The organism is Microbacterium sp. LBN7, assembly GCF_045690345.1.
Classification (GTDB): domain Bacteria; phylum Actinomycetota; class Actinomycetes; order Actinomycetales; family Microbacteriaceae; genus Microbacterium.
Genome location: NZ_CP147856.1, coordinates 2,536,265 through 2,558,693, shown reverse-complemented (window position 1 = coordinate 2,558,693; position 22,429 = coordinate 2,536,265). Strand labels below are relative to the sequence as shown.

Genomic DNA, 22,429 nt, shown 5'->3' with positions numbered 1-22,429 from the left:
GCCTCGACTCGGACTCAGCTCCAGACGAAGCGGAACGTGCCGAGGGCCACGGCGGCGGCGAGCGCCAGCGCCATGATCGCGACGCCGCCGAGCACGGCGACGGCATCCCGCGGATGCAGCCGCGATGGCCGCGACCAGGTGCGCGGGATGCCGGACCCGAAGCCCCGCGCCTCCATCGCCAGCGCGAGCTTCGACCCTCGACGCACGGCGAACACGAGCAGCACGAACGCCATCGAGAAGAACCGCCGCAGCGCTCCGCGGTCGCCGACGCCGCGCGCCCGGCGGGCGAGGCCCATGGTGCGCCAGTCGTCGAGGAACAGTCCGAGCATCCGCGTGCCGGCGAGGATGCCGAGCACGAAACGGCTCGGCAGCTTCGCGACCTGCGACAGTGCGTCCGCGAGCTGCGTGGGGTCCGTGCCGCCGAACAGGAGGATGGTCGGCAGGCCGAGGGCGATCACGCGCAGACTCACCGCGATCGCGAGGACGATCGAGCCCTCGCTGATGGTCGCGAAGCCGAAGGTCCAGTAGACGCGACCGGCAGGCTCCGCGTAGAGCAGCATGCTGATCCCGGCGATCGGCGCGAAGATCATGATCGGCAGCAGCCGTTTCAGCACCGTGGCGAGGCGCAGGCCCGTCAGCGGCAGGCACAGCAGCTGCAGCCCGATCGCGACCAGGGCGCTCGTGACGTCGATCGATGCGAAGAGCGGCACCGAGAGCAGCAGCGCGAGCAGCAGCTTGGTCACCGGGTTGACGCCGTCGAGCCACGCCGCCCTGACGGTCTCGGTCGTGGTCATGATGCCGCCCCCAGCTCGATGCGGTGACCGCCGAGGTGCCGGATCACGGCATCGTCGTGGGTGACCGCGACGATCGAGCGACCGCGAGCGATCTCCTCCTGCAGCAGCGCGACCAGGGAGATCCATCCGCGGCGGTCCTGCCCGAAGGTCGGCTCGTCGAGCACGATCACCTCGGGTGCGCCCGCGAGCACGGTCGCCACCGAGAGGCGCCTCTTCTGTCCACCCGAGAGCGAGAACGGATTGGCGAGCGCGAGAGGCGCGAGGCCCAGCCGCTCGAGCAGCTCGTCGACGACGGCATCCGTCTTCGCCTGGGTCCACCCGAGAGCGCGCGGTCCGACGGCGAGCTCGTCGCGCAGGGTCTGCGCGAGGAACTGGTGCTCGGGCTCCTGGAACACCATGCCGATGCGGGTGAGCAGCTCGCGAGAGGTCCAGCGGATGGGACGGACCCCCCGTCGCCCGGCGAGCTCGGGCGCGGAGCGCACCTCGCCGTCGTGTTCGGGGATGAGGCCGGCGAGAGTGAGCGCGAGCGTCGACTTCCCCGCGCCGTTCGGCCCGGTGATCACGGTCGCGTTCGCCCGCGGGACACGCAGGTCGAGCCCCGCCTGCACGACCACGCCGGGTTCCCTGGCGACCGCGAGCCCGGACGCCGTGAGGGCGTCGGATGCCGGCACCTGCTGCAGCACCGGGAGCTCGATGCCGCGATCGGGCACCCACACCCCGGCGTCGGCGAGCGTGGCCCCGTGCTCGGCGAACACCCGATGGGGCGGGCCGTCCGCCAGCAGGCCTCCGTCGGCGGCGAGCACGATCACCCGCGTCATCAGGTCGATCCAGACAGGCGTGCGGTGCTCGACGACGATCAGCGTCGCACCGGTCGCGGCGACAGCACGCTCGACGCTGGCCCGCACCTCGTGCACGCCGTCGGGGTCGAGGTTGGCCGTCGGCTCATCGAGCAGGAGGAGCCCTGGCCGCATGGCCAGCACGCCGGCGAGCACGAGTCGCTGCTTCTGCCCTCCCGACAGCGCCTTGGTCGCGCGGTGGAGCGGTACGTCGAGGCCCACGGCATCCATCGCCTCGGCGACCCGGCCAGGGATCTCGGATGCCGCGACGCCCAGGTTCTCGCACCCGAAGGCGATGTCGTCACCCACTTTGGACAGCACGATCCCGGCATCCGGATCCTGGAGCACCAGACCGACCTGTCCGCGCCGAGACTCCGGGGCGGCCCCGTCGACGAGCAGCGAGCCGTGACGGTCGCCTTCATCGGCGTCTCCGAGCACGCCCGCGAGGCCGGCGAGCAGCGTGGACTTGCCGGCACCGGAGGCGCCGAGGAGCAGCACGCGCTCCCCGGGCTCGATCGTGAAGCTCACATCGGTGACCGCCGGGCGCTTTCGACCGGCGTACCGCCACCCCCAGCCCGCGGCCTGCACGCGGGCCGGGGCGGCGACACTCACGCTCAGACCTCGCGCACGTGCTCTCGCCCGACGGCGAAGCGGCTCAGTGCGCCCGTGACCGCCAGAGCGCGCACGAGCAGCCAGCCGAGGACGCCGGCCAGGATCGCTCCGGAGACGACGACGCTGACCAGGTAGATCGTGTTGAACTCGAGCGACTTCAGGATGTTCGGCGAGCTGCCGTAGAAGAGCTCGAACACCCACGCGGCAGCTGCCGCACCCATACCGGCCAGTGCGGCGACGACGATGCCGAAGCGGCGGTAGAAGAACAGCGCGAAGATGATCTCCGCACCGAGTCCCTGGACGAGTCCGGAGAGCACCGTGGAGACCCCCCAGACGTTGCCGATCAGCATCGAGACGATCGCCGCGACGAGCTCGACGACCAGCGCGGCGCCGGGCTTGCGGATCACGAGTCCGCCGACGACGCCACCGAGCAGCCAGATGCCGACGGCGATGCCGCCGAGACCGGGGGTCAGGGCATCGGCCGCGCCGAACCAGGCGTAGCCGATCGTGTTCCAGCCCCAGAAGACCAGGCCGATCGCGACGCCGAGCACTGCGGCGACGACGATGTCGACGACGCGCCAGCGGAAGAGGCCTGCGGCGGGTGTCTGACCCTGCGTCGTGGTGGACGCGGATGTGGACGTGGACGTACTCATCTGAACTCCTCCCTGCGCTGGCATGACCCAGATCAGGTTCGACGGTCGAAGCGCGATTCGCTCCCTCTCAGCCCGGCTCGCCGGACTCCCGTGGTTGTGCTGACGATCCTACCGCGTCCCGACACTCTGTGACCTCGGGGTGACTCCGCCGCGATCACGGCCGGGATTCGGTACCGTAAACGAGTGACCCCTTCTGATCCCGCCGACGAGGCGACGGGCGTCCTGGGCGACGGTGCTCCTTCGGACACCTCCCCCGACGCCGATCGCGCCGCGTTCCCGTTCGGGACGGATGCCGCCACGCGCACGCCGGACCAGGCTTCTGCCTTCGCGACCGACGCCCTGTTCGCGGGCGATGCGCCGCCGCCGTCCTCGACCCACGTGCCCGCCCTCGCGGTCTCGGCCGTCGCCGTCGACGCGCTGTTCACCTCGGACCCGCCGCGTCCGGAGGCCGGCGAGGTCACGGCGGTCGAGAGCGTCCCGACCGAAACGGTCCCGACCGAGAGCGTCCCCACTGAGACGGTCCCGACCGAGAGCGTCCCGACTGAGACGGTCCCGACCGAGCAGACCCTGTCCGACACCGCCTCGACCGCGACGGTCGCTGCGGGAAGCGTCCCGACCGAGGCCCCCACCGACGTCGTGGAGCCGCCTCTCTTCAAGCCGCGCGCCGATGCGCCGACGGCGACGCTCCCTCCCGAATCGTCCGCCGCGACGTCTGACGAGACCGACGGCGGGGCCGCGGCCCTGCAGGCGCCTCCCGCGCAGTGGGCCGACGAGGCCGTCACCGCGACCGCCCTGACCTGGGTCGACCCCGCGGCCGTCGCGCACCACACGTCCGTGGCGACGCTCGATGACGTCGCCGACGCCGAGCAGGCCGACGGCCTGATGCGCGATGCGCACCTGCGGCCGGCGATCACGCGTCCGGGTCTGCTGGTCCCGCTGGGCGTGCTCGCCGGGCTGGTCGCGGCCTATGCAGGCACGACGCTGCTCTGGCCGCTGCACGAGGTTCCTCCGACCGTGCAGACGATCGAGTTCGACACGATCCCCGCACCGGCAGCGACCCTCACCTGGCCGGCGCAGGGCAGCGCGGCCGTCGGGATCGCCGGCGTGAGCACGGCCGCCTCCACGCCGGACGCCGCGAGCATCGCCAGCATCACCAAGGTCGTGAGCACTCTGATGGTGCTCGACCGGATGCCGCTGGCCCTCGGCGAGCAGGGCCCGGAGTTCTCGTTCGACAGCGACGACGAGGATGAGTACTGGGAGTACCGGAGGTCGGACCAATCGGCCCTGGACGTGCCGGTCGACGGCGTGCTGACGGAGTATCAGCTGCTGCAGGGCACGCTGATGGGCTCGGCGAACAACTACATCGACCGGCTGGCCTCGGAGATCTGGGGGTCCGACGAGCAGTTCGCGGACGCCGCTGCCGTGTGGTTGCGGGAGCGCGGGCTCGGCGGCATCACCGTCGTCACGCCGTCCGGTTTCGACGAGGGCAACGTGGCGACCCCGGAGGCGCTGATCACGCTCGGCGAATGGGCGATGAAGAACCCGGTCTTCGCCGAGATCGTCGGAACCCCGGTGGTCGATCTGCCCGGAGCGGGCACAGTGGTCAACACGAACGGGATGCTCGTCGACCCGGGCGTCGTGGGCATCAAGACCGGATCACTGGTCGGGTGGAACCTGCTGACGGCGAAGGACCTCGCAGTCGGCGACACCACCGTGCGGCTCTACGCCGCGGTGCTGAACCAGGCGGATGACGAGCAGCGCCTCGCCGCGACGCGCGCGCTCTTCGCCGAGACCGAGGCCGCGCTGCAGGCGCAGGCCCCCGCCGTCGAGAAGGGCACGGTCGTCGGAGAGGTCACGACGCTCTGGGGCGAGAAGGTCGAGATCATCACCGCTGACGACGCGAACGTCGTGCTCTGGAACGGGTCGACCGCGACCACGACGACGGACTTCGCCTTGGGCGACCAGCGCGAGCAGAAGGGCACGGTGGGCACACTGACCACGGCGGGCCCGCTCGACTCCGTGACGACACCGCTCGTGCTCGCGGAGGACGTCGAGGGGCCGAGTCCCTGGTGGCGGCTGACGCACCCGCTGCAGCTGCTCGGCATCCATTCCGACGAGTCCTGACCGGCTTCGACAACAGCACGACGCCCCACCCCGGAGAACGGGATGGGGCGTCGTGCTGTGCAGGTGATCAGGCCCGGCGACCGGAGTCGTCGGCACCGTCCTCCACCAGGCGCTGCCCGGCCGCCGCCTCTGCCGTCGGCGACTGCGCACCGACCGACGCGCCGGCTGCGGCGTCATCCGCCTCGGCCTGAGCGCTGTCGTCGGCGTCGCCGGTGACGACGACCGGGGTCGTCCCGGTGAGCGCTTCTTCGGCATCGAGGTCGGTGGCCGCCTGCTCGAACTGCGACTGGTACAGGCGCCAGTAGGCGCCCTGCGCGGCGATGAGCTCGTCGTGCGTGCCCTTCTCCACGATGTCACCGTGCTCCATCACGAGGATGAGGTCGGCGTCGCGGATGGTCGACAGACGGTGCGCGATCACGAACGACGTACGGCCCTCACGGAGTGCCGCCATGGCGTGCTGCAGCAGCAGCTCGGTGCGGGTGTCGACCGCCGACGTGGCCTCATCGAGGATGAGGATCGACGGCTGCGCGACGAACGCGCGGGCGATGGTGATGAGCTGGCGCTCACCCGCCGAGACGTTCGAGGCGTCCTCGTCGAGGACCGTGTCGTAGCCCTCGGGGAGAGCGTGCACGAATCGGTCGACGTACGTCGCCTTGGCCGCCTCGAGAACCTCGTCGTCGGTCGCCGTGGAGCGGCCGTACCGGATGTTCTCGCGGATGCTGCCCGCGAACAGCCACGGATCCTGCAGCACCATGCCGGTGCGGGAGCGCAGATCGTCGCGGGTGATCTCGGCGATGTCCTGACCGTCGAGCATGATCCGGCCGCCGCTGAGCTCGTAGAACCGCATGATCAGGTTGACCAGCGTGGTCTTGCCCGCACCGGTCGGTCCGACGATCGCGACGGTCTGTCCCGGTTCCACTCGGAAGGACAGGTCCTGGATGAGCGGGCGCTCGGGCGTGTAGGAGAACGCGACGTTCTCGAACTCGATGACGCCCTTGCCGTCGGCGAGCTCCGGAGCATCGGCGTCGTCCGCCTCCTGCTCGTCGGCGTCCAGCAGCTGGAAGACGCGCTCGGCCGACGCGGTGCCGGACTGCACGACCGCGGCCATGCCGCCCAGCTCGGACAGCGGCTGCGTGAACTGCTGCGAGTACTGGATGAACGCCTGCACGTCGCCGAGACGGAGCTGACCGTTCGCGACCATCAGCCCGCCGAGCACCGCGATGCCCACGTAGCTGAGGCTGCCGACGAACATCATCGCCGGCATGATGATGCCGGAGAGGAACTGCGCCTTGAAGCTCGCCTGGAACAGCTCTTCGTTCTCGACCTGGAACTTGTCGAGCGCGTCGTTCTCGCGTCCGAACACCTTGACGAGGGCGTGGCCCGAGAAGGCCTCCTCGACGCGGGCGTTCAGTCGGCCGACCTTGCGCCACTGAGCGCCGAACGCCTTCTGCGAACGCGGACCGATGACACCGAAGATCACGGCCATCAGCGGCAGCGTGATGAGCGCGACGAGCGCCAGCTGCCACGAGATCGAGAACATCATGAACAGCACGCCGATCACGGTGAGCACCGAGGTGAGCGCTCCGGACAGCGACTGCTGCATCGTCTGCGTGATGTTGTCGATGTCGTTCGTGACCCGCGAGATCAGCTCACCGCGCTGCACCTTGTCGAAGTACGACAGGGGCAGACGGTTGATCTTCGCCTCGACCGATTCCCGGAGGCGCCACATCGTGCGCACCATGATCACGTTGATGACGTAGCCCTGGATCCAGGTGAGGAACGCCGCCGCGACGTAGATCGCGAGAACCGCGGCGATGATCCACCGCAGCGCCTCGAAGTCGACGCCCTGTCCGACCGTGAAGTCGCCGAGCGCGCCGACCTGGTTCGCGAAGTCGTCCTGCCCCGCGCTGCGCAGGGCCTCGACGACGACGTCCTGCGAGGTGCCGGCGGGGAACCCGGGGAAGTCGCCGTTGGGCTGCCCGAGCTGGATGGAGATGAAGCCCTTGTAGACGAGGTTCGTCGCCTCGCCGAGCACCTTGGGTGCCGCGACCGTGAGGACGACGCCGAGGGCGCCGAGGATCGACACGAAGACGAACCACACCGCCGAGGGCTTCAGCAGGCCGATCATGCGCGCGAAGCTCGGACCGAAGTTGTCGGCCTTGCCCGGTGCGACGCTGTCCCAGTCGCCCGAGTTCTGGCGCGCCTGCTCGGCGAGCTCGGCCTCGTACTTCTCCTCCTCGGTCAGCTCGGGCTCGGCGACCGCTGCCTTGCCGCGGCCTCGCTTGGTGTTGTCGCTCATGCGTCCACCCCCAGCTGCGATTCGACGATCTCTCGATAGGTCTCGCTCGTCTCGAGCAGTTCCTCATGGGTTCCGACGCCGACCATGGTGCCGCCTTCGAGGACGACGATGCGGTCGGCATCCGTGATCGACGAGACGCGCTGCGCGACCACGATCTTCGTGACGTGCGGGAGCTCCCGCCACAGCGCCTGCCTCAAGCGGGCATCCGTCGTCAGGTCGAGAGCCGAGAACGAGTCGTCGAACACGAGTACCTGCGGCTGATGCACGATCGCACGGGCGATCGCAAGGCGCTGACGCTGTCCGCCGGAGACGTTCGTGCCGCCCTGCGCGATGCGCGACTCGAGGCCCTGCGGCATCTCCTCGACGAAGTCGCGGCCCTGCGCGATCTCGAGCGCGTGCCAGAGCTCTTCGTCCGTGGCCTCCTCGCGCCCGTAGCGAAGGTTCGACGCGACCGTGCCGGTGAAGAGGAACGGACGCTGCGGCACGAGGCCGATGCTGTCCCACAGCGCCTCCACGTCGGCGTCGCGCACATCGGTGCCGCCGACGTGCACGGCTCCTCCCGAGACGTCGAAGAGGCGCGGGATGAGCGAGACGAGCGTCGTCTTGCCCGATCCGGTGGAACCGACGATCGCGACCGTCTCTCCGGGCTGCGCGCCGAAGCTGATGCCCGAGAGCACGGGGGCATCGGCGCCGGGGTAGGTGAACTCGACGTCGTCGAACGCCACGGCACCGGGTGCGGGGAACGCGGTGACGCCGTTCTCCGGGCGGATCATGGAGGACTCCGAGTCGAGCACCTCGCCGATGCGCTCGGCCGAGACCGCGGCGCGCGGGATCATCATCGCCATGAAGCTGGCCATGATGACGCCGCCCATGATCTGGCCGATGTACTGCATGAAGGCGAAGAGCGTGCCGACCTGCACCGTGCCGTTGTTGACCTCGATGCCGCCGAACCAGATGACCGAGACGACGGTGACGTTGAGGATCAGCATGAACAGCGGGAACAGCAGCACGAACAGCGAGCCGACCTTGCGGCCGACGACCATGATGTCGGTGTTGGCTCCGCGGAAACGCTCCTCTTCGATGCCCTCGCGCACGAATGCGCGCACGACACGGACACCCGTGAGCTGCTCGCGCATGATGCGGTTGACGTTGTCGAGCTTGCCCTGGTAGCTGCGGAACAGCGGCACCATGCGCCCGATGACCAGGGCCGCGAGGATGAGGAGGGCCGGCACCGAGACGGCGATGAGCCAGCTGAGGCCGACGTTGGTCTGGACGGCGAAGATGATGCCGCCGATCGCGAGCAGAGGAGCGGTGACGAGCATGGTCGCGCCCATCATCGCGAGCATCTGCACCTGCTGCACGTCGTTCGTGTTGCGCGTGATGAGCGAGCCGGCGCCGAAGACGGAGACCTCGCGCTCGGAGAAGCCGCTGACCTTGCCGAAGACGTCGGCGCGGATGTCACGACCGGCGCCCATCGCGGCGCGGGCGGCGAAGTAGGTGGCGGTGACCGAGGCGATGATCTGGCCCAGCGAGACGGCGAGCATGAACAGCCCGGTGCTCCAGATGTAGCCGGTGTCTCCCTGCGCGACGCCCTTGTCGATGATGTCGGCGTTCAGGCGCGGGAGGTAGAGGGTCGCGGCGGCGCTGGCGAGCTGGAAGACCAGCACGCCGAGCAGGAGCCACCTATAGCGAGACAGATAGCGGACGAGGATTTTTCCCAGCACAGGCGGACTTTCTAGGAAGGATGGAGCGACAGGTTTCTCGGCAGACGGGTGCCGACCGACAACCGGCCACAAGACAGAGTGCCACGAACCGCGGACATTCGTATCCCCCTTTCGGAGGACCTTCGCTGACAGCGAACCTTTTCAACCGCGGCCTGCGGTTTCTGAACCCGGGCGAAGAACGGGGGGCGTGTATTCGCGCGAATGGAGACCTCTTCTTCGCGCACAGCGAGACTCAGAAGAGCGGACGCTCCGGTGCGTAGTCGCGCGCGCCGGCACCGGCATCCGGTGCCAGCTCGGCGAGCGTCGGGGGCTGCCATTTCGGATCGCGGTCCTTGTCGACGAGCTGCGCGCGGATGCCCTCGACGAGGTCGGGGTGCTCGTTCACGAACCACAGGACACGGCGGTACTCGCCTTCCAACGCCGCACGCAGGTTCGGGAAACCACGCGCTTCGCGCACGGCGTCGAGGGTGACGACGAGCGCCGTCGGTGCGAGCTCCTCCAGGAGGTCGGCGGTGGCGGCGGCATCCGTCGTCCCCTGACTCCGCAGGCGCTCGACGATCTCGACGACCGTCGGCGCGGAGAACGCCTCGTCGATCCATGTGCGCGATGCGGGGAGCTGCGACGGGTCGGGCGTCTCGTCGAAGAGCAGCACGATCTCACTCGGCCCCGTGGGGTCGGCGCGGTAGGCCAGCGCCTCGCGCAGGGCGTCGAGCCGGTCGGAGGGGACGAAGTGGTCGGCGAATCCGAGCAGCACGGCATCCGCTCCGTCCATGGTCGAGCCGGTGAGCGCGAAGTACTCGCCGAAGCGGCCGGGAGCGCGCCCGAGCAGCCAGGTGCCGCCGACGTCGGGAGTGAACCCGATGCGGGTCTCGGGCATCGCCAGCCTCGACCGCTCGGTGACGATGCGGATCGCGGCGTGGCCGGCCAGGCCGATGCCGCCGCCCATCGTGATGCCGTCCGCTATCGCGACCACGGGCTTCGGGTACTCGGCGATCAGCGCGTTCAGCGCGTACTCGGCGCGGAAGAACTCGGCGGTCCGCTCTGCGTGACCGGAGACGATCTGGCCGTGCAGGGCACGCACATCGCCACCCGCGCACATCCCCCGCTCCCCGGCGCCGTCGATCAGCACGATCTGCACGTCGGTGTCGTCGATCCAGGCGGTGAGAGCCTGCGTGAGCAGCTCGATCATGCCGAGGTCGAGGGCGTTGATCGCCTCGGGGCGGTTGAGGGTGAGCCGGCCGAGCGCTCCTTCCTTGCTCGCGAGGACGCGGGGCGCAGCGATGGTGTCGGTCACGCGTGCCAGGCTACTCCGTCGGCGCGGGGTCGGAATCCGCACGAAATACGCGATCCGGGCGCTTTTCCGGCAGGATAGGGGGAACTGTTCATTGCAACGAGAGGTCGCGGATGCCCGACGGACAGGTGCTCGAGTTCACGAATGTGACGAAGCGCTTCAATGAGGTGACCGCTGTCTCCGATTTCTCGGCACGAGTCGAGCCCGGCGCCGTCACCGCCTTCCTCGGCCCGAACGGGGCAGGCAAGACCACCACTCTTCGTATTCTGCTCGGTCAGATCCGAGCCACCTCCGGCACCGCCACGATCGGCGGGACCACCTTCGCGGAGCTGCGTCAGCCGCTGCGCACGATCGGCTCCGTGCTCGAGGAGACGGTCTACCGTCCGCGCCGGACCGCGAGCCGGCAGCTGACCATCGCCGCGAAGGCGAACGGCATCCCGCTCGCGCGCGTCGACGAGGTCCTCGCGATGGTGGGTCTCGAGGGTGAAGGCGATTCCCGCATCGGCGGATTCTCGCTCGGCATGCGCCAGCGGCTGAGCATCGCGAACGCCCTCCTGGGCGACCCTGGAGCCCTCGTCTTCGACGAGCCCGCGAACGGTCTCGACCCCGAGGGCATCCGCTGGATGCGCCTCCTGATGCGACGCCTGGCCGACGAGGGCCGCACGGTGCTCGTCTCGTCGCACCTCCTCAGCGAGGTCGAGCAGGTCGCCGACAACGTGCTCGTCCTGTCGAAGGGTCAGCTGGTGCTGGCCAGCGGCATCGAGACGCTCGCCGACCCGAAGAACGGCTCGGTGGTCGTGGACGCCGCCGATCGCGCCGCCCTCACGGCGGCCCTGTCCGGTGCAGGATTCGACGTCGAGGTGCTGCGCTCCGGACTCACCGTGCGCGGCGGAGACGCCGGTACCGTCGGCGCCGTCGCCGCGGACGCGGGGATCGCGCTGAGCACGCTCGTGCAGCGCGGCCCGACCCTGGAAGACGTCTTCATCGAGCATGTGCGCGGCGGGAAGTTCAGCCCGCGCGCCGAGGCCGCCGCGCCGCAGCTCGTCGCCCCGCAGAGCGCGGAGGCACCCGGCGCAGGAATCGCCGCCGGCGCTGTCGCGGCGGGAGTTGCCGGTGTCGCGGGGGTTGCCGGTGTCGCGGGTGTCGCTGCTCTCGGCGACGCTGACGAAGCGACGGCGGCCGAGGACGAGGCTGCCGAGGCTTCGGAGGCTTCGGAGGCTGCGGAGGTTTCGGAGGCAGCTGAGGATTCGGAGGCTTCGGAGGATTCGGAGGCTGCGGTCGAGGAGAGTGCTGCCGAAGCGCTCGTCGCCGACGACGCGGCCGATGCGGGTTTCGCCGCCGAAGAGAGCTCCGTCGAGGAGACCTCCGTCGAGGAGACCTCCGTCGAGGAGACCTCCGTCGAGGAGACCTCCGTCGAGGAGAGCTCCGTCGAGGAGAGCTCCGTTGAGGAGAGCTCGGTCGAGGAGAGGTCCGTTGAGGAGACCTCGGCCGAGAACAGCACGGTCGAGGACAGCACGGTCGAGCAGCACGATGCTGACGACGCTACGTCCGACGATGCACCTCAGGACGATGCGTCTCACGATGGCGCATCCGAGGAGGATGCCGCGCCGACGCGCTCCTTCGACGAGATCCTGTTCGGCACGTCGGCTCCCGCCGTATCCGAGGCGACGGAATCCGACGACGCGGCACAGGACGGCACGGACCAGCCGGGCGACGACGCGCACGCCGGCGTCGAGTTCTTCACGGAGCTCGGCGCGACGGATGACACGGCGGACGAGGCGTCCGACTCGGCCGACGTCGCTTCCGAGGCGACCGACGCCGCCTCCGACGCGACGGACGCGGACAGCGAAGCGGAGTCGGACGATGAGTCCGTGAACGCGGACGCCGGGTCCGCGCAGGACGAGGCGCAGCCCGACGCCGCTGAGGCCCCCGACTCCGACTCCACGGACGACGACGACCCCCGATCGGCTGCCGTCAGCTCCATGCTCGCGGCTGCCGCACGTGCGTACTACGAGGACGAGCCGAAGGACTATCCGCAGGATGCGTCCTCCGACGAGGGAACGCACTGGGCGGTCGCGTCCACGGGTGTGATCGACACCGTCCCGCTCGCGGGCGAGCCGGCCCCCGACAGCGAAGCGGATGCCGGGGAGCAGGGCGAGACCCACGACGAGGACGCCGGGGACTCGGACGGCTCCGAGAACCACGACGAGAACGCCGAGCACTCCGAGGGCTCCGAGAGCTCCGAGAGCTCCGAGGGCTCCGAGGACAACGGCGAGCAGGGCGAGCAGGGCGAGCATCACGAGCACCACGAGCACCACGGCGACGAGAACTCCGAGCACCATCACGGCTGAGACCGCCCGCTGACACGAGAAAGCCCTCCGCGCCGAAAGGTGCGGAGGGCTTTCCCGATGAACGGGCGGGTCAGGCGGGTCGCGGACGGATGACCGGTCGGCGGCTGCCCTTCGAGACGGGGGTCGGCGCGGTCGCGACGATCTCCTCCACGTCTGCGGGTTCGGTCGACACGTCGAGACGGAGCGCCTGCGTGAGCGCGAGACCGTGACGCGTGCTCAGGATCAGCCGACGGTACTGCTCGTCACCCTCGAGGTCAATCACGACACCGGGTCGACGACGACGGATGAGCACGAAGTCGAGGCTGCCCGCAGCCTTCCAGCTGCCGGCGGCGAGCACGCCGGGGATGTGGGTTCCGGGGTTCGGCACGCCGCGCAGCCAGGTCCAGGCGTCTTCCGTGAGCTGCACCTTGGTGATGGTGTCGCGGACGACGCGGAGGTTGCTCCGGTGGAAGGTGGCGGCACGCTCGATCGGCGAGAGCACGACCTCCAGTTGCGTCTGGTCCAGCAGCAACGTCACCATGACCCCAGTCTGCCAGCGCGGCCCTCTCAGTTGTCTGGAAGTTGCTCACAGGAACGCAACGATCCGTTGTGGGATCGCACCAGTCGCCCCGAATCACCTCTTGCACTTTCGAACATATGTTCTATACTAGAGGCATGAACTCCTCTCCGACAAGCGACATCGAGCAGCGTCAGCGGTTGCTCGACGCATGGGTGGAGAAGCGCCGGCAGATCGCCGTGAACGAGGCCGAGGCGGCCTCGTTCCTCGCCGACCGGATGCGCATCCTCGACCAAGATGTGAAGGATCATCCGCACCACCGCGACGCGATCCACCGCTCCATGATCGCGGAGTACTCCGCGGCGGGACGCCTGGCCCGAGGCAGCGTCGAGTACGCGTTCTCGGATGCCTGTCTGCTCGACTCCGAGCATCCGGCTGTGCAGGAGTCCTTCCGGCGGGGAGACATCACGGCGGCCCACGTGCGCGAGATCGTCCGTGCGGGAATGATCGTGCGACTGGCCGTGCGGGAGGGACGGGTGGATGCCGAGACGCTGGGTCTCTACGACGCCGCGGCCCTCGAGATCGCCGAACACGACTCCCCCGGCCGCACGCGGGCCATGGTGCGGCAGATCGCCGCGTCGCTGGCCGGAGAGACCCTGGTCGAGCGTCACCGACGCGCGCGCGGCGAGCGCGCGGTGACGATGCGCTCGCTCGACGACGGCCTCGCACTGCTCCAGGTGGTGCTGCCCGAGCACCTCGCCGCGGCGATCCTCGATCGGCTGACGCGGCTCGCTCGGCAGGTGATCACCACCCGCGACGAGCAGGATCCTGTCCTCTCCTCCGACGCGCTCGACTCCGGAGACGACGCCGTGTTCGTGCGCGATCTCGCCGCCGACGATCCGCACCGGGACGATCCTGCGCTCAACGAACACCGCATCGATCACGACCCGCTCGACGCGCACTCCATCGTCAGCGGAGACACCTACACGACCGACCCGTGGATCGAGCACGTGCCGGCCGACGACCGCACACTCGATCAGGTGCGCTCCGATCTGCTCACGGACCTGCTGCTCGCGAGCGATCCTGTCGCAGCCAGCGGCACAGGGCTCGATGGAATCCACGCCCAGATCCAGGTCACCATCGCGGCCTCCACCCTCGCCGGAGCCGATGACCGTCCGGCAGAGTTCGACGGATTCGGTCCGCTGCACCCCGACATCGCGCGAGACCTCGCTGCGCGCGCGGGCGGATGGTCCCGCCTGTTCCTCGACCGCACCGGGATGGTGACGGCGACCGACGCGTACTCGCCGACCGAGGCGATGCGTCGGCATCTGCGGGCACGAGACCAGCACTGCCGGTTCCCCGGCTGTCGCATGCCGACGCAGCGCTGCCAGATCGATCACAACCACGACCACGCCAGAGGCGGGCCGACGGCGAACGACAACCTCTCCCACTTGTGTCTGGGGCACCACGCGCTCAAGCATCCTGATATCGACGGCCGCTATCGATGGACCGCCCGACAGCGTCCCGGTGGAGACATCGAATGGACGAGTCCGCTCGGGCGCACCTACACCGACATGGCACCGCGACGCGTCATGTTCGTCTGAGCGGCGAATCCCCTGACCAGCTCCTCCAGGCCAGCTCCTCCAAGCCCGCTCCTGCCGGGCCAGCTCATGCCGGCGTCCTGGCGTGCTGGCGACCCCGACTAGGCCCGAGCGGATGCCGCGGCCGCGGCGGCGGCGGGGAGCGCGGCTTCGATGAGCTCCAACTCCTCGTCGCCGTGCGCGGCCGTGAGGAACCAGGCCTCGAAGACGCTCGGCGGCAGTGCCACGCCCTGCTCGCGCATGGAGTGGAAGAACGGGGCGTAGCGGAACGACTCCTGCGCCTGCGCCTCGGCGTAGTCCCGCGGGGCAGTCGCGCGGAAGGACGCATTGAACAGGCTGCCCGCCGTGGCCACGGCGTGCGTGACCCCGGCATCCGCGAGCGCGGCGTCGAGCGCGGCAGCAAGGCGGACGGATGCCGCGTCCACGGTCGCGTACACCTCCGGCGTGGCCAGGTGCAGAGTGGCCAGGCCCGCGGCGACCGAGAGCGGATTGCCCGAGAGCGTGCCCGCCTGGTAGACCGGCCCGAGCGGAGCGAGGAGATCCATGACCTCAGCGCGTCCGCCGAGCGCGGCCAGCGGCATCCCTCCGCCGACGACCTTGCCGAACGTGATGATGTCCGGCAGGTAGTCCTCGCCGGCGGCGGCCTGCAGACCCCAGTAGCCGGCCGGGTGCACACGGAATCCGGTGAGCACCTCGTCGAGGATCATCAGCGCGCCGTGAGCATGAGCGGTCTCCGCGATGAGGCGGTTGAACCCCGGGAGAGGAGCGACGACACCCATGTTCGCCGCGGCGGCCTCGACGATGACGGCCGCGATGCGCGGGCCGTGCTCGGCGAACACGGCCGCCAGGGCCTCCGGGTCGTTGTATCCGATCACCAGCGTCTGGGCGGCGATCGGAGCCGGAACACCGGCCGAACCGGGGAGAGCGAGGGTCGCGACACCCGAGCCCGCCTCGGCGAGCAGCCCGTCAGAGTGCCCGTGATAGTTGCCGGCGAACTTCACGAGCAGATCGCGACCCGTGGCCCCGCGAGCCAGCCGGATCGCGGTCATGGTGGCCTCGGTACCTGTCGACACCAGACGCACGCGTTCGACCGGACGGATGTCGCCGAAGCGCACGCGGTCGGCGATCAGCGCAGCCAGCTCCACCTCGCCCTCGGTCGGAGCGCCGAACGACAGCCCGCGAGTGGCAGCCTCCTGCACGGCGGCGACGACCTCGGGGTGCGCGTGCCCGAGCAGCGCCGGCCCCCAGGAGGCAACGAGATCGACGTAGGCGCGACCTGCGGCATCCGTGACCCTTGCCCCCGCCGCAGAGGCGAGGAAGCGCGGCGTGCCGCCGACCGAGCCGTACGCGCGCACGGGCGAGTTGACCCCACCGGGGATCACCGCGCGGGCAGCGGAGAACAGGTCGTCATTGCGGTCGGTCATCAGGGCCCTTCGAGAGAATGCGCCGGATCCTCAGGCGCGCAGCCAGCGGGCGGCTTCCGTCGCCCAGTAGGTCAGAACAGCGTCGGCACCCGCGCGGCGGATGGAGAGCAGCGACTCCAGCACGGCGGCGCGACGGTCGATCCATCCGTTCGCGGACGCGGCCTCGATCATGGCGTACTCACCGGACACCTGGTATGCCCACACCGGAATATGCACGGCGTCGCGGACCTCCCGCAGCACGTCGAGGAACGCCATCGCCGGCTTGACCATGACGATGTCCGCACCCTCGGCCTCGTCGACGACGGCCTCGCGCACGCCCTCGCGACGGTTGCCGGGATCGAGCTGGTACGTGCGACGGTCGCCCGTCAGCTGCGAGTCCACCGCCTCACGGAACGGTCCGTAGAACGCGCTCGCGTACTTCGCGGCGTAGGCCAGCAGCAGGGTGTCGGAGAAGCCCTCGGCGTCGAGCGCCGCACGGATCACGGCAACCTGGCCGTCCATCATCCCGGACAGGCCGAGCAGCTGCGATCCGGCCCGCGCCTGAGCGAGCGCCATCGAGGCGTAGCGCTCCAGCGTCGCATCGTTGTCGACCGCACCGTCGGCGTCGAGGACACCGCAGTGCCCGTGATCGGTGAACTCGTCGAGGCAGAGATCCGTCTGCACGACGAGGGCATCGCCGACCTCGGCCGCCAGAGCCTCGGTCGCGACGTTCAGGATGCCCTGCGGGTCGTCGGCACCAGAACCACGGGCATCGCGCACCGCGGGAACGCCGAACAGCATCACACCGCCGACGCCCGCCTCCGCGGCTTCGACGGCTGCCGCACGGAGAGAGTCGAGCGAATGCTGCGCCACACCCGGCATCGAGCCGATCGCCACGGGCTCCGAGAGGCCTTCGCGCACGAACAGGGGGAGCACGAGCTGACGCGGCTCCAGCGACGTCTCACGGACCAGATCGCGCACGGCGCGCGACTGACGCAGCCGCCTCAGGCGGACCTCGGGGAAGCTCACGGCGCGAACTCGTCGGCCGCGTGCGGAAGCGTGAAGTGCGAGACGGCATCGATGAGCGCGTCGACCGTCTGGCGGTCGGCGACCACAGACACCGGCAGGCCGGCCTTCTGAGCATCGCGTGCGGTGCGCGGGCCGATTGCTGCGAGCAGCGTCTCGTCGGGGATCTCGGGGAACTGCTCGCGCACCTGTTCGGCAACCGAGCCGCTCGTCACGAGGATCGCGTTGATCCGGCCGTTCTCGACGTCCCGGCGGATCCGCTCCGTGACCGGGACCCCGACCGTGCGGTAGGCGACGACGCTCGCGACATCGTGTCCGGCGTTCGAGAGCAGAGTGCTGAGCACCGGCTTCGCGATCTCGCTGCGCAGGGCGAGGATGCGGCGGGGCTCCGTCTCGAGGGCGATCAGCTGCTCGGCCATCCCCTCGGCGGAGTTGTCCTGCGCCGGAACCAGGGTCACCTCGTAGCCGACAGCCTGCAGAGCCGCCGCCGTGGTCTCGCCGACCGCGGCGATCCTCGTCGTCCGCGGCACCACCGCGCGGTGGGCGAACAGCACGTCGACGGTCGTGGCACTCGTGATCGTCAGCCAGTCGAAGGCGCCGGCTGCCAGCTGCTCCAACGCGACGTCGAGCGCGGCCTGGTCATTGGTCGGGGCGAAGTTGATGAGGGGTGCGACGACCGGCACCGCGCCCTGGGCGCGGAGGCTGGCGGCGACGCCGTCGCCCCACGGCCCGCCACGGGGCACGAGAATGCGCCAGCCGTACAGCGGTAGGTCCTGCTTCGAATCGGATGTCATAGGGATTGCTCTCGGGAAACGAGGCCAGCCGCCCCTTGATCGAGCAGCCGACGGGCAACAGTGAACCCGAGCTCGCGCGCTGCGTGCATCGGGTCTGCACCATCGGCAGCATCCGCTCCATTGCCACTGCCGTTCCGACGAATATACTCCCCGTTCAGGGCTTCCGTGACGTCGAGGCCGATCCGACGGCCCCCGTCGGGGGCGTAGACGACCGTCCTGACTCGGATCGCGGACCCTTCGACCACCGCATGAGCGGCCATCGGAGCCTGACATCCGGCATCCAGTCCCTCCAGCACAGCGCGCTCCACGGTGGTGGCGAGACGGGTCTCCTCGTCGTCCAGGGCAGCGAGTGCGGCAAGCAGCTCGGCCGGAGCGTCCGTCCGCGTCTCGACGGCCAGCGATCCCTGCCCCGGTGCGGTCGGCCACTCGGCGAGGCCGAGCTCCTCCCGCCGGAGGCGCGACTCCGCGCCGAGCCGGGAGAGTCCCGCTGCGGCGAGGATCACGGCGTCCAGCTCGCCGGACGCGACCCGCGCGAGGCGGGAGTCGACGTTCCCGCGGATGTCGACGACCTCGGCGTGCGGCGCCCGGCGGTGCACCTGGGCGATCCGTCGCGGCGACCCCGTGCCGACGGTGCTTCCCGACCGCAGTTCGTGCAGCGGGATCCCGAGGCGGGTGAGCACGACATCGCGCGCGTCCTCGCGCTTCGGCGTCGCCGCGATCATGAGGCCGTCGGGGATGGCGGTCGGCAGGTCCTTCAGCGAATGCACGAGGAAGTCGCACTCCCCCGCGAACAGCGCCTCGCGCAGACGCGTGGCGAAGATGCCCTGGCCGCCGATCTCGGAGAGCGACGCACGGTTCGTGTCGCCCTCGCTCGTGATCGGGACGAGCTCGACCGGACGCCCGGAGACCTTCTCGAGGGCGGCGGCGACATGACCGGACTGCGCCTGCGCGAGCGCGCTGCGCCGGGTTCCCAGGCGGATCGGGGTGCTCATCGGGCGGCCTACTGCAGCACGTCCGCGATCTCGTCGAAGCGCAGACGGCGCCCCGTGTAGAAGGGCACCTCCTCCTTCACGTAGAGACGCGCGTCGGTGTAGCGGAGATCGCGCATGAGGTCGACGAGCTCCGTGACGTCATCGGCCTCGAGCGGCAGCAGCCACTCGTAGTCGCCCAGGGCGAACGCGGCGACCGTGTTCGCGATGACGCCCGTGAACGCAGCGCCCTTGCGACCGTGATCGGCGAGCATCTTGCGACGCTCCTCCTCGGGAGCCAGGTACCACTCGGGGGTGCGCACGAACGGGTACAGGCAGAGCCAGTCCTTCGGCTCGACGCCGCGGAGGAACCCCGGCACGTGTGCGCGGTTGAACTCGGCGTCGCGGTGCACGCCCATGACGTTCCAGACCGGGAGGAGGGAGCGCAGCAGCTCGGTGCGGCGCAGACGACGGAGCGCCTTCTGCAGCTCTTCGGCCGTCTCGCCGTGCAGCCACACCATGAGGTCGGCGTCGGCCTTCAGCCCCGAGACGTCGTAGAAGCCGCGTACGGTGACGCCGGAGTCCTCGACGTACGAGACGATCGTCTCGAGTTCGGTCGAGTCGGACTCCGTGACGGGGACGTCGGGATTGCGTCGCCACACGGCCCAGAGGGTGAATCCGGACGGGTTCTCTTCGAGCGCTTCGGACATGTCTCCAGTCTGCCCCCTTTGCGGAGGTGCCGCGAACGCGGGGTCTCAGCGAGAGATCGCGCGGGCGACGACCCAGACGAACCCGCCCACCGCCGCCGCGATCCCGATCACGGCCGCAGCCGCGCCGATCGGGTTGCGGTCGGCGAAGGAGCGCGCCTTCGCGATGCCGCGCGTCGACGCCTTCTCGATGCGCCGGGGGATGTTGCCCTTGACCTCGATGGCGGCGAGCGCCGCCTTCAGCTCGGCGCGCGCGGAGTCCCGCGGATCGACGATGCCGGCGGGAACGACGGTGCGCGGTACGAGCGACTCAGAATTCGTCATCGCCGGCCTCCTTCACGATTCGGATGTCCTCCGCGACCGCCTGGGCGGGATTCTGACGCCGGAGGACCTTGCGGAACTTCAGGATGCCGAGCAGCGCGAACAGCAGCACGGCGACGATCAGGATGCCGAGGACCGCCAGAGCCGAGAGCCACACCGGCCACCACGACGAGAGTCCGGCGATCGCGAAGACGAGGATGACCGGCACGGCCCAGAAGAGGAAGAACAGCGCGACGAGGAACCAGACGGAACCGATCCCGGCGTCCTTCGCGGTCTTCGAGATCCACGCCTTGGCCGAGTCGACCTCGGCTTTGACGAGATTCGTGACGAGTTCGGGCAGGTCGCCGAGCAGCGTCAGCAGACTGTCATCGGCGCGGTCCCGGTATCCGCGAGGCATCTCAGGCGCCGGGCTTCTTCGGAGCAGGCTTCTTCGTCGCCGGCTTCGCGGCGGAGGTGTTCGCCTTCGCCTTCACTTCGTCCACGGCGTCGTCGGCGGCCTCGGCCACCTCTTCCGCGGCCTCCTTGCCGGAGGCGATCACGGCGTCGAGCTTCTGCCCGGGGGTGCCGTTGCTCTTGACGGACTTGACGACCTTCACGGCCCCCGTCCAGAGCGCGCCGGGAACGGCCGCAGCCTTGTCACCGACGAAATCCTTGACCTTCTCGACCTGCTCCTGCACGGGGTCCAGGTGGTAGAGCTTCAGCCACTGCGTCTTGATCTGCTCATAGCGCTCGCGCCCGGCACGTGTGCCGAGGACGTAGCCGACGCCGAGTCCTACGACGAGTCCGATCTTCCCCTTCATGGGGTCTCCTCACGTTGTTCGAGTCCTGCGGGTCAGGTACTCAGCGTAACCCCGTATGCCGATTTCGGCATCTAGAGGGCCGAGGGGTTGACACATGGGGATTCATCAGTCCCACAACAGGGCTCGGCGCAGGCGATCCGCCTCGTCCTTCGCGTCCGGGATGACCTGTGCGAGGCCGGTGCCGGCGAGCCAGGCGCCCACGACCGCGACACCCGGAACGGCCTGCACGGCGGCGCGTGCGGCCGCGCGCCGCTCGCCCGAGCCGATGATCGACGCGGGCTGCGACTGCACATAGCGAGCCCGGTGCGCGGCGAGGAGGTTCGCGGGAGCGAGGGGCACGCCGAGGAGAGCGGATGCCTCGCGCAGTGCGAGCAGCGCGGCGTCGTCGTCATTCAGATCCGCGGTCGCCGCGGGTTCGCCCTGCGCGCCGAACGAGACGCGCACGATCTCCCGATCGCCGGCGGCATCGCGCAGCCAGCCCCACTTGGCGGTGGAGTGCGTGAGAGCCTTCGCGATGTGGCTGCCCGGCACGGTCAGGACTCCCGTTCCGCGCGGGGCGGCGCGCAGGCCCGACGCGTCGAGCAGCAGCGTCACGATCTCGATCTCCGGCGACGACGACGGCGCGGCGTCTGCGAGTGCGGGGGCCCCGGAGGTGAGGAGCGAGCGCGCGGCCTCCTCCGACGTGGCGACGATGACGGCATCCGCATCGAGCGAGAGCCCTTCCGTCGGCACCTCGTCCTCGGCGGCCTCCGCCTCGGCATCCGGCTCGATCTCGGCGTCGATCGTCCACGTCGCAGCTGCCCTGCGAAGACTCCGCACGCGCACGCCGGTGCGCACCTCGGCGCCGAGCCGCTCCAGGTCCTCCACCAGCGCATCGACGAGCACACCCATGCCTCCGGTCAGCCCCTCGACCGCGGCACCCGGAGCCTTCGCGGCACCGGCGGCGCCTTCGCGGAGCGCCTGCACGGCGCCGGAGAGGGAGCCGACCCGCGTGAGCGCGGCGTTGAGACCCGGGGCGGCGACGTCGACATCGACGTCGTCGGGCGACGCGGAGTAGACGCCGGTGGTCACGGGCGCGACGAGGCGGTCGCGGACCTTGGCGCCCATGCGCGACGCGACGAGCTTGCCGAGGCTGAGCTGGTGCCCGATCGTCAGCGGTGGGCGCACGCGATCGAGGTAGGCGCGCCACGCACCGGACCAGCCGATGACGCGACGCACGTCGTCCTGGAACGGATTCGCGGGGACGCCCAGGATGCCGCCGACGGGCAGCGGTGCCGCACCGACGCCGGGGATGCCGGCGAGCCAGGCGCTCCCGGCCTCGGGCGCGACGATGCGATCGGTCAGCCCGAGCTCCTGCAGCAGGGCGCGCACGTGACCGCCCCGAGTCGCGAAGCTCTCGGCCCCGGCATCCACCACGACGCCGCCGAGCTCGGCTCGACGGATCGCCCCGCCGACAGCATCCGCCTCTTCGAGCAGCGTGACGCGCATGCCGACCTTCGCGCACTCGCGCGCCGCGATCAGACCGCCGACGCCGCCGCCGATGACGACGACGTGCTTCTCTGCGGCGCGAGCGGCGAGGTCGGCGGGTTCACTCGAGGAGTCGACGGTCATGCCGTCAATTCTCGCATC

The 22,429-nt window shown here is 70.1% G+C and carries 19 protein-coding genes and 1 riboswitch; of the genes, 3 read left to right on the top strand and 16 right to left on the bottom strand.

Annotated features, from left to right (window positions below; translation table 11 throughout):
• Positions 1–14: 14 nt before the first annotated feature.
• The 3 genes from LBN7_RS12275 to LBN7_RS12265 all read right to left on the bottom strand — a co-directional run bounded on the left by LBN7_RS12275 (position 15) and on the right by LBN7_RS12265 (position 2,895).
• Complete coding sequence (locus LBN7_RS12275; protein ID WP_116633826.1) at positions 15–794, bottom strand: energy-coupling factor transporter transmembrane protein EcfT; 780 nt, start codon at positions 792–794, stop codon at positions 15–17.
• On the bottom strand, positions 791–2,242 hold the full coding sequence (locus tag LBN7_RS12270) for an ABC transporter ATP-binding protein (protein ID WP_407359787.1): 1,452 nt from the start codon (positions 2,240–2,242) through the stop codon (positions 791–793). Before LBN7_RS12270 ends, LBN7_RS12275 begins: the two co-directional genes overlap by 4 nt.
• A 2-nt stretch (positions 2,243–2,244) precedes the next feature.
• Positions 2,245–2,895: an ECF transporter S component gene (locus tag LBN7_RS12265; protein ID WP_407359786.1), complete on the bottom strand. Its 651-nt coding sequence runs from the start codon at positions 2,893–2,895 to the stop codon at positions 2,245–2,247.
• Positions 2,886–2,997, bottom strand: a riboswitch (TPP riboswitch). It overlaps the preceding gene by 10 nt.
• Before the next feature lie 81 nt (positions 2,998–3,078).
• Here LBN7_RS12265 and LBN7_RS12260 point away from each other — a divergent pair.
• Entirely contained in the window at positions 3,079–5,019 is a 1,941-nt protein-coding gene (locus LBN7_RS12260) for a D-alanyl-D-alanine carboxypeptidase (RefSeq protein ID WP_407359785.1), read from the top strand.
• A 67-nt stretch (positions 5,020–5,086) separates the two neighbouring features.
• Here the strand turns inward: LBN7_RS12260 and LBN7_RS12255 are convergent, their stop codons facing one another.
• From LBN7_RS12255 to LBN7_RS12245, 3 genes are all read right to left on the bottom strand, one after another.
• Complete coding sequence (locus LBN7_RS12255) at positions 5,087–7,318, bottom strand: ABC transporter ATP-binding protein (RefSeq protein WP_407359784.1); 2,232 nt, start codon at positions 7,316–7,318, stop codon at positions 5,087–5,089.
• Complete coding sequence (locus LBN7_RS12250; RefSeq protein ID WP_341947392.1) at positions 7,315–9,042, bottom strand: ABC transporter ATP-binding protein; 1,728 nt, start codon at positions 9,040–9,042, stop codon at positions 7,315–7,317. The genes LBN7_RS12255 and LBN7_RS12250 overlap by 4 nt, the downstream gene beginning before the upstream one ends.
• Positions 9,043–9,274: 232 nt before the next feature.
• Positions 9,275–10,336 (bottom strand): enoyl-CoA hydratase/isomerase family protein, encoded by a 1,062-nt coding sequence (locus tag LBN7_RS12245; RefSeq protein WP_407359783.1) that lies wholly within the window; start codon positions 10,334–10,336, stop codon positions 9,275–9,277.
• Positions 10,337–10,446: 110 nt separating this feature from the next.
• Here LBN7_RS12245 and LBN7_RS12240 point away from each other — a divergent pair, with 110 nt between their 5' ends.
• Positions 10,447–12,684 (top strand): ATP-binding cassette domain-containing protein, encoded by a 2,238-nt coding sequence (locus LBN7_RS12240; protein ID WP_407359782.1) that lies wholly within the window; start codon positions 10,447–10,449, stop codon positions 12,682–12,684.
• A gap of 70 nt (positions 12,685–12,754) precedes the next feature.
• Here the strand turns inward: LBN7_RS12240 and LBN7_RS12235 are convergent, their stop codons facing one another.
• Complete coding sequence (locus tag LBN7_RS12235; protein WP_116633822.1) at positions 12,755–13,204, bottom strand: hypothetical protein; 450 nt, start codon at positions 13,202–13,204, stop codon at positions 12,755–12,757.
• 134 nt (positions 13,205–13,338) lie between these two features.
• On the opposite strand from LBN7_RS12235, the gene LBN7_RS12230 reads away from it, so the two are divergent.
• Positions 13,339–14,784 carry a DUF222 domain-containing protein gene (locus tag LBN7_RS12230; protein ID WP_407359781.1) on the top strand — a complete coding sequence of 482 codons (1,446 nt, stop codon included), beginning with the start codon at positions 13,339–13,341 and terminating at the stop codon, positions 14,782–14,784.
• 98 nt (positions 14,785–14,882) lie between these two features.
• On the opposite strand, the gene LBN7_RS12225 is transcribed toward LBN7_RS12230, so the two are convergent.
• From LBN7_RS12225 to LBN7_RS12185, 9 genes are all read right to left on the bottom strand, one after another.
• On the bottom strand, positions 14,883–16,205 hold the full coding sequence (locus LBN7_RS12225) for a glutamate-1-semialdehyde 2,1-aminomutase (protein ID WP_116633820.1): 1,323 nt from the start codon (positions 16,203–16,205) through the stop codon (positions 14,883–14,885).
• A gap of 30 nt (positions 16,206–16,235) precedes the next feature.
• A complete protein-coding gene (hemB, locus tag LBN7_RS12220; protein WP_407359780.1) occupies positions 16,236–17,213 on the bottom strand; it encodes a porphobilinogen synthase in 978 nt (325 codons plus the stop codon).
• Positions 17,210–18,004, bottom strand: a complete 795-nt coding sequence (locus LBN7_RS12215; RefSeq protein WP_116633818.1) for a uroporphyrinogen-III synthase — start codon at positions 18,002–18,004, stop codon at positions 17,210–17,212. Before LBN7_RS12215 ends, hemB begins: the two co-directional genes overlap by 4 nt.
• On the bottom strand, positions 18,001–18,996 hold the full coding sequence (gene hemC / locus LBN7_RS12210; protein ID WP_407359779.1) for a hydroxymethylbilane synthase: 996 nt from the start codon (positions 18,994–18,996) through the stop codon (positions 18,001–18,003). The genes LBN7_RS12215 and hemC overlap by 4 nt, the downstream gene beginning before the upstream one ends.
• 8 nt (positions 18,997–19,004) lie before the next feature.
• Complete coding sequence (hemQ, locus tag LBN7_RS12205) at positions 19,005–19,682, bottom strand: hydrogen peroxide-dependent heme synthase (RefSeq protein WP_282215750.1); 678 nt, start codon at positions 19,680–19,682, stop codon at positions 19,005–19,007.
• A gap of 45 nt (positions 19,683–19,727) precedes the next feature.
• A complete protein-coding gene (locus LBN7_RS12200) occupies positions 19,728–20,003 on the bottom strand; it encodes a hypothetical protein (protein WP_116633815.1) in 276 nt (91 codons plus the stop codon).
• Complete coding sequence (locus tag LBN7_RS12195; RefSeq protein WP_116633814.1) at positions 19,990–20,397, bottom strand: phage holin family protein; 408 nt, start codon at positions 20,395–20,397, stop codon at positions 19,990–19,992. The genes LBN7_RS12200 and LBN7_RS12195 overlap by 14 nt, the downstream gene beginning before the upstream one ends.
• A gap of 1 nt (position 20,398) precedes the next feature.
• Positions 20,399–20,800: a hypothetical protein gene (locus LBN7_RS12190; protein ID WP_116633813.1), complete on the bottom strand. Its 402-nt coding sequence runs from the start codon at positions 20,798–20,800 to the stop codon at positions 20,399–20,401.
• Positions 20,801–20,905: 105 nt separating this feature from the next.
• Positions 20,906–22,411 carry an FAD-dependent oxidoreductase gene (locus tag LBN7_RS12185; RefSeq protein ID WP_341947384.1) on the bottom strand — a complete coding sequence of 502 codons (1,506 nt, stop codon included), beginning with the start codon at positions 22,409–22,411 and terminating at the stop codon, positions 20,906–20,908.
• Between the last annotated feature and the right edge of the window lie 18 nt (positions 22,412–22,429).